The following is a 16,596-nucleotide window of genomic DNA, read 5'->3' on the forward strand; positions in this document are numbered from 1 at the left end:
TTTGCTTGTCAGATCAAGTCTAAACTATTACATTTGAGCTTAGCATTTGATCGCACTATCTCTCAGTTTTTCCTTCCTATGCTAAATAATTCAATTATCACCTTTATCAAACTTTTTCAAACATCAGTAAATGCTTTAAGTACACTAGAAGTGATTATAGTGATGCTTACCTTCAGTTGGTATTTAGTTGCTTGCTTCTCTCAGAGGAAACAGGCATTTCATGATGTGCTATTTGATACGATTGTTGTGAGAAAAATGAATTGATGTTGCCTTGATTGTTATGTAGATTACATTGGTATATTAGCTAAAGAAAGGTTATGAATAAAGAAATAGTAGAACATTTAAATAAATTACTTACAAATGAGCTGACTTCTGTACGCCAGTATCTTTTGCATTCTGCGATTCTTAAAAATAGCGGAATCAATAAACTTGCAGAAAAGATGAGAAAGGAGCTTAATGAAGAACTTGAGCATGCAAATAGGCTGGCAGAAAGAATTTTACTGCTTAAGGGCATGCCAAATTTTCAAGATACAAATAAAATCTCAAAGTATGAAGGAAAGTTCACAAAAGATACAATGCAGAAAATCTTAGAAGATAATTCTAACTTAGAAGAAGAAGGTATCAAGGGCATCAAAGAGGCAATTTCCGTTGCTGAAAAAGAAAAGGATTTCGTGAGTGTAATGTTATTAGAAGGACTACTGAAAAATGAGGAAGAGCACTTACATTGGATCAAAGAACAGATTGACCTTATTGAGCTTATGGGTATTGAAAATTACTTGAGAACACAAATATAGAGTGTTAAGAAAAACAGTATTTATTTTCATTATACCTTTTTTACTTCTTTTTTCACTCGGGTTATGGCAGTTATTTAGATTGAGCTGGAAGAATAATATTATCAAAAATATGGATCTTCCAGTTATTCATCTACTGCCTAGTGATAATCTTTCAAAGTTTAACTACAGAAACGTTAAAATCGACGGAATTTTAAGTGATATAGAACTATATGTTTTCGCAGGTCAACGTGGCTATCATGTGCTGTCTCCTATGTTGCTTATCAATGGACATTACATGTTAATAAATAAAGGAATAGTCAGAGAAAAAAAAGAAGAAAAAGCAAAAATTGAAAAAGTAGCTGCTGATGGCGTTTTGTATTGTGATGGTAGCAAAAATTGGTTTATCAAAAATGATATTGCTTCAAATACATGGTTTACCCTAAGTACAGAAGAGATCTCCAATGAACTAGGTATTAAGCTAGAGAAATGTATATTGTGGCAAGATAATTTTGGTGGCAAATTGACTATACAGCCAATAAAGCATCTTGAATACGCAATTACTTGGTTTGCACTTTCCTTGATTTGGCTCATTATGTGCGTATTTTACTATAGGCAAAATATATATAAGTCGTAGAGATACAGTGTGGAAAAAGAAAAGCTACAAATAGAAAAAATGCAACAAAGTGGAAGAAAATACTTATTACAAGGGTTAGTGATATGTCAGTGTTGCAAATCCGTTTATTATGGAATGAGTAATGCTAAGGGAGGAAGAAGTTACTATCGTTGTCCTGGAAAACGTTTTGGTGAATGTAACAGCAAATCAATACGCGCAGATATACTAGAAGGGGTAGTATGGGAAGAAGTGAAGATGTTAAGAGGGCATATAACGAAGGAAAAGTGTGATTTATCAGAGGTAGATTGGGAGACTAAATTTAATATAATTAGAAAGTTAGTTCAGCGTATTGAAATTGATGATGATAATGTACATATGGTGTTTCGATTAAAAGAACTCTCTCTCGAAGGACAAAAAGAAGATATTCAACCTTGTACCAGAATTATAAAGAATGTAGTGCTATCAAATGCAATAGGAATGCATAAAGTTAGCAACGCCCTGGCTGCAATATCAGCTGCAGTGAAACTTGGAATTAGTGATGAAGAGATTAAAAAAGGTCTTTTGGAATTTAAAGGAGTAGCAAGGAGATTTTCTTTAATTGCCGATATTAAAGGTGTTAAGTTAATTGAGGATTATGCTCACCACCCAAATGAAATACAGGCAACCCTGGCAGCAGCACGTTCGATTGCTAAAAGAAAGGTAATAGGAATTATCGAGCCGCTTCGTTTTACTCGTATTCGTAATTTTTTTGATGAGTTCGTACGAATTTTCATGATGTTTGATTATGTAATTCTCACTCCTGTCCATCCTCCAGAAGATAAGCCTATTCCTGGCTGTGGAATTGATGATATACAAAAAGCCTTGATCAGTAATGGGTTTAATGATGTGAAGATTATGAATGATGCTTTACTCATTTCACATTTTATTAGTAATTCGACAAGTTCAGGAGATGTAGTATTATTTATTGGTGCTGGTAGTAATATAGCTAAACTAGCGAAAGAAACTGCAAAGCTGCTGCTAGTAAAATAAACTTAAGCATTGGTGATTTATATGATAAAATTGTGTAGTAAAACTGGATCCCAGTGTCTAGGCAAACAACTGTACAGACATTGCGATATGGGGATAGCTTCCATTAAGAATGGTGTCATCCCAGTGCCCAGACACTGGGATCCAGAAGACTTAACTTTAAATAAGTGGCTGTATAATAAAAACTGGATTCCAGTGTCAAGCACTGGAATGACACCATCTGCTACTCAAATTATCTGTTTATCTGTAGGTTGCAATGTTCGTACACTGAAATGTTACAGCGCTGGGGTGACATTTCCCGAACGTGAACACAATTGTGAATCTAGTGGAGGTTTAGCATGATGAAAAAGACGATCAGCAGTGTATTTGCAAGAGAAATTTTAGATAGCAGGGGTTACCCAACAATTGAGGTAGAAATAGAACTATGTGATGGAGCAACAGGTAGAGCCGCTGTCCCTTCTGGGGCTTCGACCGGTAAACTAGAAGCATTGGAGCTGAGAGATCAAGATGAAAAAAGGTATTGTGGTAAAGGAGTGCTGAAAGCTGTTCAATCTGTGAGTGGAGTGATAGCAAATAAAATCATTGGCATGGATGCAGCAAACCAGAGTGCAATTGATAAAGTTTTAATTGAACTAGATGGAACAAAAAATAAATCTAAACTTGGAGCAAATGCAACTTTGGGTGTGTCTCTTGCTGTTGCAAAAGCAGCAGCAAACAGCTTTAAAATGCCGTTATATAAGTATTTGGGAGTAGGGGAAGAGCAGATGCCAGTTCCGCTAATTAACGTCATTAATGGTGGAGTACATGCAGATAATAAACTCGATTTTCAAGAATTTATGATTCTTCCGGTTGGTGCTGAAACTTTCAGTGAAGCAATCAGAATATCTGCAGAGGTATTTCATAACTTGCGCAGCATTCTTAAGAAAAAAGGTTATAGTACAAACGTAGGAGATGAAGGTGGTTTTGCACCAAACATTGGAAGCACTGAAGAAGCTCTTAATTTGATAATTCAGGCTGTTGAATCTGCTGGTTATTCGATGAAAAATCACTTTGCACTGGGTCTTGATGTTGCTTCATCTACTTTTTATGAAAATAGAGTTTACAAATTTGAAAACAGAGAACTCACTTCAGAGGAATTGGTTCAGTATTATTTTGACCTTGTAGGCAAATATCCAATAATTTCTATAGAAGATGCAATGAATGAAGACGACTATGAAGGTTGGAAATTACTTACTGCAAAATTGGGAAGTAAAATTCAATTAGTCGGGGATGATTTATTTGTTACAAATTGTGAACTAATAAGTAAGGGAATAGAGGAAAAAATGGCAAATTCTGTACTAATTAAACCAAATCAAATAGGAACGCTTACGGAAACTTTTGCTGCTATTGAAATGGCAAAATCAAATGGCTATAGGGCTATTATTTCGCATCGCTCAGGTGAAACAGAAGATACAACGATATCCCACATAGCGGTTGCATCGAATTGTGGACAAATCAAGACTGGCTCGCTGTCGCGTTCTGATAGGCTTGCAAAGTATAATGAATTAATGAGAATAGAAAGTTCATTAGGAGAAAATGCTAAATATTATTGTGGGTTAGCATGGACTTCATAGACGAAGTTAAATTATATTTAAAAGCAGGTGATGGTGGCGATGGCTGCGCGAGTTTTCGTCGAGAAAAATTCGTTGAATTTGGTGGCCCAAACGGTGGTAATGGGGGCAGGGGAGGAGACATAATTTTCATCAGTGATGCAAATCTCAACACTTTGCTTAATTTTCGTTGTCGAAGACATATTAAAGCGAGTAGTGGAAAAAGTGGTACGAGTAGAGATAAATCTGGCACAGCAGGAAAAGATATTATACTTAAAGTTCCAGTTGGTACACAAATAATCGATGAAGAAAGTGAGGAAATAATAGTAGATCTTGATAAACCTGACATGGAATTTCAAGTAGTGAAAGGTGGAAAAGGTGGGCTTGGAAATACTAACTTTAAATCTGCTACTAATAGGGCACCAAGACATTTTACCCATGGTCAGCCCGGTGAAGAAAGAAATATAATATTGAAGCTAAAAGTTTTATCTGATGTTGGCATTATTGGTATGCCAAATGTAGGTAAATCTAAATTTTTAACCCGCTGCTCGAATTCTGATACGAAAGTAGGCGATTATGAATTTACTACTATAAGACCACATTTAGGTGTAGCAAAAGTGGATTATAGCGAAATTGTAATAGCAGATATTCCTGGAATAATCGCTGATGCTCATCTTGGAGTTGGGCTCGGACACAAATTTTTAAAGCACATAGAAAGGTGCAAAATTTTACTGCATTTAATTGATGTAACTCACGATGACATTATTTCAGCTTATAATTGTACGCATAATGAACTGAAGCTTTACAATAGCGATCTTGTTGAAAAAGAGGAAATTGTAGTGTTAAATAAATGTGACTTATTGGAAGAAACAGAAATCCTTGAGAAGAAGAATCATTTAGCCAATTATCTTGATAGAGAAGTACTGTGCTTATCAATCGACGATGATTTACAGCCCATCTTAAGATTATTAAATGAAAAAGTGAAAATTAAGGAAATTAATGTATATGATCCTTTTAAGATGTGAATTTTTTATTTGACAATCAAAGTCTGGATTCCAGTGGGTAATTTTCCACAGTTGTCTGCATTTTTTGTTCCACAACTTATCTTTTTTTCGGCTTGTGCCATTTCTCATACTGTCTCTTGCTTTCTTGAACTCAGAAATTCAATAGCTACAAAAGCATTTGAGTAGTTTTTTGTTAAGAATTAGGCATAGAATCCCCCATATTTATTAATAAAGAACAGAAAAAATGTAACGCACATACGACAGAGATTAAGCATATGTGTGCACCCATGTGCGCTGAAGAAGATACGCTACATTTTTACTGAGTTTGATTATTTGATAGAAAAGTCTGCAGACGAAGATAGATTTTGAGCTCTAAAAATATCTCTACTTTGATTATACTAAGATTAGATAAATAGGCGAAGTAATTTTTATATTAATTTTTTAGCTTACAACCGATTTTACGTTCAACAACTTGACATTTATTCAATACTACTGTATAATAAAGATGTGCATTTTTTGTACTATGGCAATAAAATTACCTTGTAATAGGTGTATTGGACCCGAGGGCAGTACTCGGCGCCTCCACCATATTTTTTGATTGATACGGGGGCGAGTAAGGATCGACATGCATAGTAAAGATGGTAGCTTTGCTCGGTTAGATACCACCGCTAAGAGTTCACAATTTAGATGCAAACGATAACTTTGCTGCTGAAGACAATGTTGCATTAGCTGCTTAATTTAGGCACTATAACTTCATTGCTATAAGCACGGTTTAGGGAACGCCGGGTAACAGAAGTTCCCCCAAACATGTAAGGGTTATATGGATAAAACAGATTATCAGAAGTCGCTTAGTTATGCTAAATTTCAAGTTATCAAAAAGGCTTTGAATACTATATTAGATAATGTTTTTACTCCTCACTTAGAGATACTGTTTTTTACGCGCTTTAATGGTGTTGTCATACCAGACTACTTGAAAGAATCATACCCTACTCAAATGCTTATTATATTACAGCATCAATTTTTTGGTCTAAAAGTTCTTGAAGATAAGTTTAGCGTTAGTTTGAGCTTTCGTGGAAAACAAGAACAAGTCACTGTACCGTTTTTTGCTATTAGTGAGTTTCATGATAAAATTTCAGGAGATACTTTAGTATTTAGCGTTGATTCTGATAAAGAATATGAAAGTGAGAAATGTGCTGAAAAGTCATCAAATGGTAGTATTATATCTATAGATCAACTTTACGATAAGTAGTTACTTCATTTTATAAATAAAAAATATTGTATCTGTTCAGGATATCGACAAGACCATAGAGTAAAAGTGAGTTTATAACAAATGGTATCATTTGAGTAGCTGACATTGGCTTTCACATAAAAAACGTTGTAAAGCGCTTTCATGTTTACCAACGGTTCTGTCGCATCTATAAACCACAGGAAAGAAGATCATTAAAGGTGGGATTATAGGAGTTATGAAGCCATTAACATAGCAAAATTCTCAAAAGTAGAAACATTATTTTAATAATTTGTCTTTTTTGAATCATACGAATATTTTCTATGCCTGTGATGGTAATCTTTGCGGAATGGAAGCTTTTAAACCCAAGCATTGGCTTTATTAGTTTTTTGATAAATCTATCAACAATATTATTTAGATATTTTATTTGAAGAACTGTAATCTTCAGAAATTTCTGCATTCAAATCATCAAGAGCAGCAGTATTACTGCCGCTTTTATCAATTACAATTTTCTCAGGAAGATAGTTACTCCTGAAGGCTTTACGAAAGAATGCAAGTGCTGCAGACTTGTCTCTACTAACACACAAGAGGAAGTCTACAGTATATAAATAAACCCATTTACCGTTTAATTTAATGTAAGTCTCTCCAACTACTACCAACCTGCTTCTTTCTTTTCCTTACTGCCTCATCTATCAGTGGTGATAACCCACCTTTGTAACGTAGCATTTTGCTCCCCTTATACTCATCATTTCTTCCAAATCTCGATAGCTCAAAGAGAATCGACATTTCATGTATACAGATAACATCCGCTGAAAAGCTAAATCCTTTGAAATATGGCAACAATTTTTGATTGATACGAAACATCTTTGCTTTTTTTTTTAGACAATTATATCATTCTTCTTTCTACTTCCCTACAAATGCGACAGAACCGAAAATATTCGTATGATTCAAAAAAGACAAATTATTAAAATAATGTTTCTACTTTTGAGAATTTTGCTATGTTAATGGCTTCATAACTCCTATAATCCCACCTTTAATGATCTTCTTTCCTATGGTTTATAGATGCGACAGAACCTTTTTTATACGTTAGCTACAGTTAAAACATAATTGACTTTGCCTAGTTAATATTTCAAATTATAAAAAAGGCAAATAATTCTATGATATTGCAGGGCAAAAAAGGGTTAATAACCGGAATAATAAATAAAAGGTCAATAGCATATGGTATAGCACAGACCCTCTCAGAACATGGAGCTGAGCTTGCAATCACTTATCAAAATGAAACAATAAAAGAGAAATTATTACCAATAGCAAGTGAATTAAATGTAGAGTTAATATTGCACTGTAATGTTTCAAATGAGGAAACTATAGATAATGCTTTTAAGGAAATAAAGGAGAAGTGGGGTGCTATTGATTTTTTGGTACATGCAATAGCATTCTCCGATAAAAATGAGCTAAATGGTAAATATGTCAATACTTCACTAAACAACTTTATTAATGCAATGCATATATCGTGCTATTCTTTTACTGCTTTAGCGCAAAGAGCGGAAAAAATGATGTTAAATGGCGGTAGTTTACTTACTTTATCCTACTATGGTGCTGAAAAAGTTATGCCAAATTATAATGTGATGGGTTTATGTAAAGCAGCACTTGAAGCAAGTGTAAAATATATAGCATGTGATCTCGGACCACAGAACATCAGAGTAAATGCAATTTCTGCTGGTCCAATCAGAACTTTGGCATCTTCTGGAATAAGTGACTTTCACTCCATATCGGAATGGAATAGAAGTAATTCTCCACTTAGACGCAATGTTACAATAGAAGATGTTGGCAAGGCAGCACTATACTTATTAAGCGACCTGAGTAGTGGTACAACTGGAGAAATTTTACATGTTGATTCAGGGTATAATGTTGTGGGAATGAAGATAGTAGACTAATACAGTACTGCAGATGCATGTGAAGCCTGTGTTTTTTTGTTATCCGAGTAATTGACATTGGAGCCCAGTGTCAGCTACTCGAATGACAACATTTTTTAATTAAATCTCGCACATTAACCATAGAGTTATTATTTTATAAGTATTTGTTGCTGCTGATCTTCTATTTTTACTTCCTCCATTTGGGTTAAGAGATTGTGCGTGAGGGTTGCTCTTGAAGTTGCCTTGCAAGGAAAAAGTCTTTTTCCTCCCGATCTTGGAGTTGCTTTGCAAGCAAGAAATCCTATTGTTCTTGTGTTTGTTTTGCTAAGACTTTATTCTTATTAAGCAGCGGTTAAAAATGAGCATGGCTTTTATTATAGAATGCCCCCCTATAGAAGTATATAGACTATGAAGACTTATCTTACAGGTTGTGGTACTTGTTGTTGATAAAATGTTTTTTCTACACGTGCTTCTTCCACACTGCACCTTCTTGATAAGACTGGCTCCTCAAGGCATTTTATACGTTGCTGTACATCATTAATGCACTGCCCTATAACATCACCAATTTTTCCATCAGCATTTTTTGCCAATAACTCATCAAACTCCCTCTCAATCTCTACTCTCTCAGAGATATCCTTTGAAAGATCACAATATTCCAAAATTTCATCTATCTGAAGTTGTTTTGCTAATAGAAAGTCTTCTTGCTCCTGCTGCTGTTTTATTAACTCTTGAGTTACAATTTTAGCCCTAGAGTAATGATTTCCTTCAAGATATATTGTTTCTCTCTCTTTACTACCCCATAACTCGTCATTTAATTTATAACTCTCACGATTAAACATCTGATTTAGTTGATCATTGTTTATCATTTCAGGATTTGGTTCAAACTTTTGTTGTTTCTCTCTGCCGCTAACTTTACAATGGACATTAATTTCAATGTTAGCTAAAGAAGCTAATAATTGAATTTCTTCAATAAAAGGAAAATAACTTTTACTTTCTATTGCTTCTAGATAGGATTGATAGAGTTCAGGTTTGTCAAGAAATGAGCGTGTAATAAAATCACTGTTATATTCGGCATTATAGTCACTCTCACCAATGCCATCAAGAGCCTCTGCATATTCACTTAGATTAAGCACAGCTTGATTATGCGATATATTAAATTTGCTAACAGCTCTACTTACTAACCTCTTCACATTACCTTCAGCATTTTCAATTTTCCTATTTGTTTGCTTAACCAGACCCTTTATTTTATCAGACTTGCCAGTTAAATCCCCTGGCTTATTAAAAAACATATTAAAAACCTTTTCTAGCTGATCCTTTAAAGGAGCTGGCATACTTGGATCATCTAAAGACGTAAATCGACTTAAAAATTTGTGCCATTCCATTCTCATATCTTGCGCTCTTTCAGCTTTATATGTACCAGAACTGTTATCACCAAACACTGCATGAAAAAAGCAATTGCCATCACCTGCAGTATCATATTTAACTACTTGGTTATTAGAAGGTTCTTTTTCTACATTACTCTCTGAAGTCTTGCGTCCTTTAGCATTTTCAATACTGTCAAAACCATTTGGTAATTTCCGTTTTCTAAGCCCAACCATAATTTCTACCTTAATTCAAGCTATATGTTATTATATTAACTAACTTATTAATAAGTAACTAATTAGGTATAGCAAAAATTTTTTAATTATGCAATAATTAAGGCTTTAAATAGCAAATATGAGCTTTAACTGTGGTATAGTTGGGTTACCAAATATAGGAAAATCAACTTTATTTAATGCACTTACAGAGTCAAGTGCAGCTGAAGCTGCAAATTATCCTTTTTGCACAATCGAGCCAAATGTTGGCAAAGTGCCAATACGAGATCAGCGTTTGAAACAAATTGCCTCGATTGCTCACTCGGGGAAAATAATCTACAATCAACTGGAAGTTGTCGATATTGCCGGCTTGGTTAAGGGTGCGAGCAAGGGTGAAGGACTAGGAAATAAATTTTTGAGTCATATCAGAGAAGTTGATGCCATTGTTCATCTGCTCAGGTGCTTTACGGATGACGATATCAGCCATGTAAACAGTAAAATAGATCCAATATCAGATGCTGAAATAGTGGAAATGGAGTTAATTCTAGCTGATATTGATAGCATAGAAAAAAGGCTTCCTCAATTGGAAAAGAAAGCAAAGCAAGGTGATAAAGAGCTAAAGAGACAACTTGAATTAATGCAAGAGGTATTAGCTACTTTAAAATTAGGTAAACCGGCAAGAAGCTTGGAGAATATCGATGAAGATGAGATGAAGTTGCTTCAATTGCTAACAACAAAGCCTGTTATGTATGTATGCAATGTTGAAGATACGAATATCATAACTGGTAATGAACTATCTAAAAGGGTGGAAAAAATGGCGGAAGAAAATAAAAGCAAATTTTATTGTATTTCAGCGAAACTTGAAGCAGATATTGCAAATCTTGATAGTGAAGAGGAAAAACAGAATTTTTTATCAGAATTTGGCTTACAAGAATCAGGACTTGATGGAGTAGCACGTATTATGTATGAAGTGCTAAGTATGATAACTTTTTTTACTGTGGGCCCCAAAGAAGCACGTGCATGGCCAATAAAGATAGGATCAACAGCTGACAAAGCAGCAGGTGTAATTCACACTGATTTTGAAAAGGGCTTTATAAAAGCAGAAACCATAAGCTTTGAAGACTATATAAAATATGGAAGCGAATTAGCTTGCAAAGATGCAGGCAAAATTCGCTTTGAAGGCAGAGACTATATAGTGCAAGATGGTGATATAATGCACTTTAGGTTCAATGTGTAGTATACATCTAACTCCCAAAGAACCAGGGAATCGAGCCTTTCTTTATGGCTTCCTCTTCGCTGATCTCATCTAGTTCCACGTCATGGAGAATGGAGCTAGGTGTTGTAACAACTTCTTTCCCCTGTGGTTGTATATTCTTCTCCTCCTCACATAGTACGTACTCCAGACGTTCTTCTAAAAATTCATGTAAAGCTTTACCTTCTATAAGCACATCTTCGTTTTGCTCAGCTAATTTCAAAATTTCGTCTAGTTCAACATCTTTACCATTAATAGTTGCCTGACCAATCTCAATTTCACTAGGATTTACATTTAAACTAATAAAGCAGTTAACAGAATTACCTTTCTCATCTTCTGCACTCCACCTAATTTTCATATCGCATGTTGCATCTTTTGCAAAATAGTAATTTCTTTTTCCATTATCATTCTTCTCAACCGTTGCTATTCTTTTATCGTTACTGTATATTTCTACTATCTTTACCTCATTTTTATTTCTTTCCATCCCTTCAATTTTGTCAGTGAAAAGACGGCTGATTTCTAAGCTACACCCAGGCTTAGAAATATTAATACTAAGATGATCATAATGATTAAGAGAACGTTTTGCATATGCGCATGGCACATAACATCCATCAAAAAAGGCAACTGCACTATCAGTTTTGAGAAATTCCTGTCCGTTACTCATCCCTTCTTCGACTCGAAGAAGATATCTACCCAACCTCTTTTTAAAATTCTTTCGCTTGTCTTCAGGAATAGACTTTTCATTCAATATACTTATTATTTCTTTTTGCTTACTTAATACTACATAATTAAAAAGGAAAATGTTCTTATTCCATCGATAATAATTCGCTATTTTGTCAAATGGATCTGCAGGCCAGCCTTTATTATAATTTACGTTATCCTTATCATCTTTACACAAATTATCCTTAAGGCCAAAATTCAATTTTCTAAAATCTGATAATACTTCTTCTACCCTATCTTCAAAAAATTGAAGTTTATTTTGAAATTCTTTCCCATAATTCATTTTCTCATTTATTTTAAGAAGATATTCACTAAATTTCTTCCTAAAATTTTCTTGATCTTTGTGGGCAAACCTCTGATCTAATATATCTGTTATGTATTTTCACTTATTCAATATTACGTAGTTAAAAAGGTCACTTTTTTTCCTCCTTTCATAATCTTCTGCTATTTCGTTAAAACACTCATTACTGTTCTTAAAATCCAATTTTTCGAAGTCTTGGAGCACGTTTTTTACATCATCCTCACTAAATTGAAGATTTGTTTGGGGAGACACGTCAGTTCTACTTTGATCATCAAGTTGAGGATTTTTTTTAGTAGATTGGACTAATAAACTTTCTGTGCTGTTAGAGAAAGAATGATTATTTTCTTCAGATTGAGAACTTTTCTTTTTAGACGTATTAGTAAAAAAATTAGTTAGTGAACTAAACATTAAGCACCTCTTAGTATTACTATTTAACTATAACTTAATGCCAAATGTTGTAAAGCTAAAATTAATATGTAAATTCATTTTTTTAAGACAATTATAAGTATCTTCCTTCTATAAAAATTTTATAATCAGCATATGACAAATGTTTAAGATATTGATTTTGTTTGTATTTTTATTACTTTACCAGGCAATATTATTAATGAATTAGTCAGACAAATATCTTGGCCAAACTTTACTCCATCCACAAACTCTCCATTTGTTACTCCAGTTGCAATGAACACTGATTCACTTCTTGCCATGTCTTTCACGGTGTAGATTTTTTCTGGGTCAGTGATATTCAAATTTTTTGCTCTTTCTTTTAATTGATCCGTGTCAAATATTAATCTTCCTTCTATCTGCCCACCGATTGAGCTTAGCGCTGCTGCTGCAAGCACTCCTTCTGGAGCTCCTCCTGTGCCGATATACATATCGTGATTGCCATTTATTAGCGAAACTATGGCTGCAACATCACCGTCATCTATTAATTTCACTTTTGCTCCTAGCTTCCTAATTTTTGCTATTAATTCATCATGTCTTTCACGTTTAAGTACAGTTACTATAAGATCACTTGCTTTACATCCTTTTGCCTTGGCTAAATTGTCCAGATTCTTCTCAATCCTATTTTTTAGTGAGACTACACCCTCTGGGAGATTTTTTCCCACCGCTATTTTTTCCATATAAACATCAGGTGCGTGTAAAAAATTACCTTTTTTCGTTGCAGCAAGAACAGACATTGCCCCTTGTTTATAATGAGCGCAAATCGTAGTGCCTTCAAGTGGATCAACAGCGATGTCAATCTCAGGGCCACTTCCTGTGCCAACTTTTTCTCCGATATATAGCATCGGTGCTTCGTCCCTCTCCCCTTCCCCAATCACAATTGTACCATTTATTTCCATTGAGTTTAGCACCGTACGCATTGCATCAACTGCAACCTGATCGGCCTTTTTTTCATTACCAAGGCCTGCCAATTTATATGCAGCAAGTGCTGCAGCTTCGGTTACTTTCACTAACTTATAGGCTAAATCTTCCATCATTTACTCGAGAATCATAAATCAATATATATCATGCCATTTGAGACTGCAAGATTACTTGACTAATTTTGATGGAATTGATATAATAAAACATCGTAATAGTAGGTTTAATTATGCTGTACAGTAAGGAGGACATCAGAGAGTTATGTCTAGATGCAGATAGCTTTTTAATTAATGATAATAGGTACAACAATAAAATCACCCTTGAAAGCTTGCAAAATAGGTTAAGAAGAAAGACTAAATTTAAAGACATTGATTTGCAAAGTAAATGCGAAGGGAACAATTCATTAGGAGATTTACTTTTAAAACTTGCATATGAAAATGACTACCTACGTGTTAGGGAATTTTTCCTTAAAAATGGATTCAAGCTTCCTGAGCAAGAACAAGTAACTGCTGATGAAAACAAGGAAAAGGAAGAGCAAAATACACCTAATGTAGAAGAAGATAGAGCAGAACTTAGCAACAAAAATGAAGATGATCAATTTTCTATGTCATACAATAAGATAAGGAAAATTGTAACTAATAATTCTAATATAACTGCTGAGGAGTTTAGTAATGAGCTTAAAAAAGAGAAAATAGATATAAAAATAACAAACCAAGATGGTTGGACCTTGCTTTATTATGCTGTCCGTTCAGAAGGACCTTATATTACCGAAGATCGTAGTATATTTTTAAAGACTGTTGAGTTACTCACAAATTTAAATATCGGAATCGATTTTAAAGATACTGCTTCCAAAACTGTGTTGGGTACAGCTGCAATAAATAAACAAACTGATATTATAAAGATACTTTTGGATAGTGGCAAATTTAATGAAGAAGAAAAATTTAACGCTCTGCGTCTTGCTATTATCCAAGGTAATGTTCAAGAAGTTGAAGCATTTTTAAGTTATGTAAATGATAAAAGCAGACAAGCAGCTTTAGAGTTGGCTATGAATAATACACAAGAAGAAATTACTCAGGTGCTTTTAAACTTTATTACACCAGAAACACCTAATGTAAAAGAAAATAGAGCAAAACCTTGCAGCAGTAATGGAAACGTTGGTAATAGATCTGTAGCAACAGCGCCTCCAGTTAGTACTAATGGTAATAATAACAAAAATGAAGCACCTGTATCAACAAGGACTGGCCCAACTGTCACACCAAATAATGATAAGAAAGCTAACGGCTTTGTAGAGGCTCAATTTTCTCCACCACATGAAAAAGAAACTCAATACAAAAAAAGTAAGGAGAGTTTTTACACCTCATTAAGAAGTGATGTTGTTGGAGTTGTTATTGCAGGATTGTTTGTTGCTGCTGCTGTGACGGTTCCATCTTTAGCTGGTGCATTAGTTTGCAGTGTCCTAGCTATTTTAGTTGTAATGGTAACTGGATTACATGTAAAAAATTTTACACTTCCAAGTTACAGCGAAATGAGAGAAAATAAGGTTGAACCTGTAAATTCAAGTTTGAGAAACCATGCAATCTAGCTCCTAGAATCACTTTTCAAACCAATTATAATTTCTTGATTGTTAAACCACTTTATCAAAATTAAGTGGGACTAGTGCGATTCGAACGCACGGCCTTCGGATTAGGAATCCAACGCTCTATCCTACTGAGCTATAGTCCCATGTCTTCTGCTATTTATGCAAAATTATAGCAAAAAGTCTCGCATTTTTCTAGGCACCCTGTACAATTAATTCACAATAATAAAAAATATTTCTGTATTTCTTGAATGTAATACTGTTATATTTAATAATACGATTCCAATTGAAAGATTAATGCTAGTTAACAATATTAGTTACTTTTATAGTAATCAAGATGGCTTTGCTTTAAGCAACATCAACATTCAAGTGAAGAAAGGAAGTGTTGCCTGTTTACTAGGTCATTCTGGCTGTGGCAAGTCAACAATTCTAAAATTAATCGCAGGAATAGAAAATCCAAAATCTGGAACCATTGTTATAAATGATAAATTAGTTGCAAGTAACAAAGTGTCAATTGCTATAGAGCGTAGAAATATCGGATTGATTTTTCAGCATTCTGCATTATTTCCTCATAAAACAGTAATAGAAAATATAACTTTTGCTATTTGCAGTACTTCTAAGAAAGAAAAATACCTTACTGCATTGGAAATCTTAAAGCTATTTAATATAGAAAAATATGAAAACATGTACCCTCATGCTTTATCAGGAGGACAGCAACAATTAGTTGCAATAGCAAGAGTAATGGCGCAAAATCCTGATGTTGTTTTGCTCGATGAACCATTTTCTAATTTAGATATACTGCTCAAATATCGAATAAGGCACCATATATTGTCACTTTTTAGAAGCAAAAATATTCCTGTACTCATGGTAACTCATGATCCGCAAGAAGCGTTGAAAGTTGCAGATTTTATTTACGTGATGAAAAATGGTAAAATTATTCAATCAGGAGTTCCTAGCTACATATACCACAGACCTAAAGATGATACGTTAGCAAAATTTTTTAGTGAGCTTCCTTTTACTCTACAGCTAAACTAAACTTAATGTTAGGCTAAAACTATTATAAGATAATTAAAAACTCTTGATTTATAATTTAATAAAAGTGATATAATTTATGTATCACTTGGCTTCAGTCAAGTTTTAATACCTAAAAGTTAATATTTTCAACGGAGGTACAAATGAGTTTAGGTCCATGGCAGCTGTTTCTAGTCTTAATAATAATCTTAGTTCTGTTTGGTGCAGGTAGGTTACCACAAGTTATGGGTGATTTAGGCAAAGGCATTAAAAACCTTAAACAAGAACTTAAGGATTCAGAGAAACTATCATCTAATGAACCAGATCGTTAGCTTCCTTATGTTTCGTGACACGCACTAAAGTGCGTGTCATTTGTTTAAACAAGGCTAAAGAATTGAAGAGGTATGATTGAAGTACAGTAATAATTATGTTAGTTAGAATGTTATTAAAGGTTAATCGTGGAAGAAAGTGAGAAATTGACTGAAGATAAAAAATTGGCCTCTGATATTCTAAAAGAGGTTGCAGATACCAATAACAACGATAGTGATAAAGTAACATTGTTCGACATCAAAACAGCTTTACATGAGCGCGGTTTTGGTATTTTAATAATCACCTTCTCTTTACCGCTATCAGTACCTATACCTGTTCCACCTGGCTATA

The 16,596-nt window shown here is 34.1% G+C and carries 16 protein-coding genes, 1 tRNA gene, 1 other RNA gene and 3 pseudogenes; 15 read left to right on the top strand and 6 right to left on the bottom strand.

The features are described 5' to 3' along the window. The 9 genes and pseudogenes from JR053_RS00915 to JR053_RS00955 all read left to right on the top strand — a co-directional run. Nucleotides 1-264: pseudogene (locus JR053_RS00915) on the top strand (RDD family protein); the annotation flags it as partial. A gap of 53 nt (nucleotides 265-317) precedes the next feature. After that, nucleotides 318-794 carry a bacterioferritin gene (gene bfr, locus JR053_RS00920; protein WP_010406741.1) on the top strand — a complete coding sequence of 159 codons (477 nt, stop codon included), beginning with the start codon at nucleotides 318-320 and terminating at the stop codon, nucleotides 792-794. 1 nt (nucleotide 795) lies between these two features. Beyond that, nucleotides 796-1,407, top strand: coding sequence for an SURF1 family protein (locus tag JR053_RS00925; RefSeq protein WP_039833846.1), 612 nt, complete (start codon nucleotides 796-798; stop codon nucleotides 1,405-1,407). 9 nt (nucleotides 1,408-1,416) lie between these two features. Continuing rightward, nucleotides 1,417-2,415 (top strand): glutamate ligase domain-containing protein, encoded by a 999-nt coding sequence (locus JR053_RS00930; RefSeq protein ID WP_010406736.1) that lies wholly within the window; start codon nucleotides 1,417-1,419, stop codon nucleotides 2,413-2,415. A 120-nt stretch (nucleotides 2,416-2,535) separates the two neighbouring features. Beyond that, nucleotides 2,536-2,684, top strand: a pseudogene (locus JR053_RS00935) (WPE palindromic element domain-containing protein); the annotation flags it as partial. A gap of 66 nt (nucleotides 2,685-2,750) precedes the next feature. Next, on the top strand, nucleotides 2,751-4,025 hold the full coding sequence (eno, locus tag JR053_RS00940; RefSeq protein WP_010406732.1) for a phosphopyruvate hydratase: 1,275 nt from the start codon (nucleotides 2,751-2,753) through the stop codon (nucleotides 4,023-4,025). After that, on the top strand, nucleotides 4,013-5,026 hold the full coding sequence (cgtA, locus tag JR053_RS00945; protein WP_010406731.1) for an Obg family GTPase CgtA: 1,014 nt from the start codon (nucleotides 4,013-4,015) through the stop codon (nucleotides 5,024-5,026). Before eno ends, cgtA begins: the two co-directional genes overlap by 13 nt. Before the next feature lie 447 nt (nucleotides 5,027-5,473). Next, nucleotides 5,474-5,809, top strand: a transfer-messenger RNA (tmRNA) gene (ssrA, locus tag JR053_RS00950). A gap of 16 nt (nucleotides 5,810-5,825) precedes the next feature. Next, on the top strand, nucleotides 5,826-6,254 hold the full coding sequence (locus JR053_RS00955; RefSeq protein ID WP_010406729.1) for a ClpXP protease specificity-enhancing factor SspB: 429 nt from the start codon (nucleotides 5,826-5,828) through the stop codon (nucleotides 6,252-6,254). Nucleotides 6,255-6,466: 212 nt separating this feature from the next. Here the strand turns inward: JR053_RS00955 and JR053_RS00960 are convergent. Continuing rightward, a pseudogene (locus JR053_RS00960) lies at nucleotides 6,467-7,094 on the bottom strand (IS6 family transposase). Nucleotides 7,095-7,387: 293 nt separating this feature from the next. Between JR053_RS00960 and JR053_RS00965 the strand changes: the two are divergent. Beyond that, complete coding sequence (locus tag JR053_RS00965; RefSeq protein ID WP_010406361.1) at nucleotides 7,388-8,164, top strand: enoyl-ACP reductase FabI; 777 nt, start codon at nucleotides 7,388-7,390, stop codon at nucleotides 8,162-8,164. A gap of 395 nt (nucleotides 8,165-8,559) precedes the next feature. Here the strand turns inward: JR053_RS00965 and JR053_RS00970 are convergent, their stop codons facing one another. Next, on the bottom strand, nucleotides 8,560-9,741 hold the full coding sequence (locus JR053_RS00970; protein WP_010406367.1) for a hypothetical protein: 1,182 nt from the start codon (nucleotides 9,739-9,741) through the stop codon (nucleotides 8,560-8,562). A gap of 118 nt (nucleotides 9,742-9,859) precedes the next feature. Here JR053_RS00970 and ychF point away from each other — a divergent pair, with 118 nt between their 5' ends. Beyond that, nucleotides 9,860-10,954: a redox-regulated ATPase YchF gene (gene ychF, locus JR053_RS00975; protein ID WP_010406370.1), complete on the top strand. Its 1,095-nt coding sequence runs from the start codon at nucleotides 9,860-9,862 to the stop codon at nucleotides 10,952-10,954. 7 nt (nucleotides 10,955-10,961) lie between these two features. Here ychF and JR053_RS00980 read toward each other — a convergent pair whose 3' ends face one another. The 3 genes from JR053_RS00980 to glpX all read right to left on the bottom strand — a co-directional run bounded on the left by JR053_RS00980 (nucleotide 10,962) and on the right by glpX (nucleotide 13,465). Continuing rightward, nucleotides 10,962-11,972 carry a hypothetical protein gene (locus tag JR053_RS00980; protein WP_236607931.1) on the bottom strand — a complete coding sequence of 337 codons (1,011 nt, stop codon included), beginning with the start codon at nucleotides 11,970-11,972 and terminating at the stop codon, nucleotides 10,962-10,964. Nucleotides 11,973-12,071: 99 nt separating this feature from the next. Then, complete coding sequence (locus JR053_RS00985; protein WP_236607932.1) at nucleotides 12,072-12,398, bottom strand: hypothetical protein; 327 nt, start codon at nucleotides 12,396-12,398, stop codon at nucleotides 12,072-12,074. A gap of 143 nt (nucleotides 12,399-12,541) precedes the next feature. Next, on the bottom strand, nucleotides 12,542-13,465 hold the full coding sequence (gene glpX / locus JR053_RS00990) for a class II fructose-bisphosphatase (RefSeq protein WP_007302771.1): 924 nt from the start codon (nucleotides 13,463-13,465) through the stop codon (nucleotides 12,542-12,544). A 113-nt stretch (nucleotides 13,466-13,578) separates the two neighbouring features. On the opposite strand from glpX, the gene JR053_RS00995 reads away from it, so the two are divergent. Then, complete coding sequence (locus JR053_RS00995; protein ID WP_416603260.1) at nucleotides 13,579-14,931, top strand: ankyrin repeat domain-containing protein; 1,353 nt, start codon at nucleotides 13,579-13,581, stop codon at nucleotides 14,929-14,931. Between the two features lie 66 nt (nucleotides 14,932-14,997). Here JR053_RS00995 and JR053_RS01000 read toward each other — a convergent pair. Further along, nucleotides 14,998-15,071: transfer RNA gene (locus JR053_RS01000), tRNA-Arg, on the bottom strand. Between the two features lie 151 nt (nucleotides 15,072-15,222). Here JR053_RS01000 and JR053_RS01005 point away from each other — a divergent pair. The 3 genes from JR053_RS01005 to JR053_RS01015 all read left to right on the top strand — a co-directional run. Further along, complete coding sequence (locus JR053_RS01005) at nucleotides 15,223-15,960, top strand: ABC transporter ATP-binding protein (protein WP_007302769.1); 738 nt, start codon at nucleotides 15,223-15,225, stop codon at nucleotides 15,958-15,960. A gap of 140 nt (nucleotides 15,961-16,100) precedes the next feature. After that, nucleotides 16,101-16,268 carry a twin-arginine translocase TatA gene (gene tatA / locus JR053_RS01010; protein WP_006013840.1) on the top strand — a complete coding sequence of 56 codons (168 nt, stop codon included), beginning with the start codon at nucleotides 16,101-16,103 and terminating at the stop codon, nucleotides 16,266-16,268. Nucleotides 16,269-16,394: 126 nt separating this feature from the next. Beyond that, nucleotides 16,395-16,596: exopolysaccharide biosynthesis protein (locus tag JR053_RS01015; protein WP_416603263.1), on the top strand; the 202-nt coding region annotated here is incomplete at its 3' end.

The organism is Wolbachia endosymbiont of Nasonia vitripennis, from assembly GCF_048054115.1.
Lineage (GTDB): Bacteria > Pseudomonadota > Alphaproteobacteria > Rickettsiales > Anaplasmataceae > Wolbachia.

Coding starts and splice junctions, on each gene's coding strand:
- JR053_RS01005 (WP_007302769.1), top strand. CDS start 15,223: ATGCTAGTTAACAATATTAGTTACTTTTATAGTAATCAAGATGGCTTT.
- glpX (WP_007302771.1), bottom strand. CDS start 13,465: ATGGAAGATTTAGCCTATAAGTTAGTGAAAGTAACCGAAGCTGCAGCA.
- JR053_RS00965 (WP_010406361.1), top strand. CDS start 7,388: ATGATATTGCAGGGCAAAAAAGGGTTAATAACCGGAATAATAAATAAA.
- ychF (WP_010406370.1), top strand. CDS start 9,860: ATGAGCTTTAACTGTGGTATAGTTGGGTTACCAAATATAGGAAAATCA.
- tatA (WP_006013840.1), top strand. CDS start 16,101: ATGAGTTTAGGTCCATGGCAGCTGTTTCTAGTCTTAATAATAATCTTA.
- JR053_RS00995 (WP_416603260.1), top strand. CDS start 13,579: ATGCTGTACAGTAAGGAGGACATCAGAGAGTTATGTCTAGATGCAGAT.
- cgtA (WP_010406731.1), top strand. CDS start 4,013: ATGGACTTCATAGACGAAGTTAAATTATATTTAAAAGCAGGTGATGGT.
- eno (WP_010406732.1), top strand. CDS start 2,751: ATGATGAAAAAGACGATCAGCAGTGTATTTGCAAGAGAAATTTTAGAT.
- JR053_RS00985 (WP_236607932.1), bottom strand. CDS start 12,398: ATGTTTAGTTCACTAACTAATTTTTTTACTAATACGTCTAAAAAGAAA.
- JR053_RS00955 (WP_010406729.1), top strand. CDS start 5,826: ATGGATAAAACAGATTATCAGAAGTCGCTTAGTTATGCTAAATTTCAA.
- JR053_RS00970 (WP_010406367.1), bottom strand. CDS start 9,741: ATGGTTGGGCTTAGAAAACGGAAATTACCAAATGGTTTTGACAGTATT.
- JR053_RS00980 (WP_236607931.1), bottom strand. CDS start 11,972: ATGAATTATGGGAAAGAATTTCAAAATAAACTTCAATTTTTTGAAGAT.
- bfr (WP_010406741.1), top strand. CDS start 318: ATGAATAAAGAAATAGTAGAACATTTAAATAAATTACTTACAAATGAG.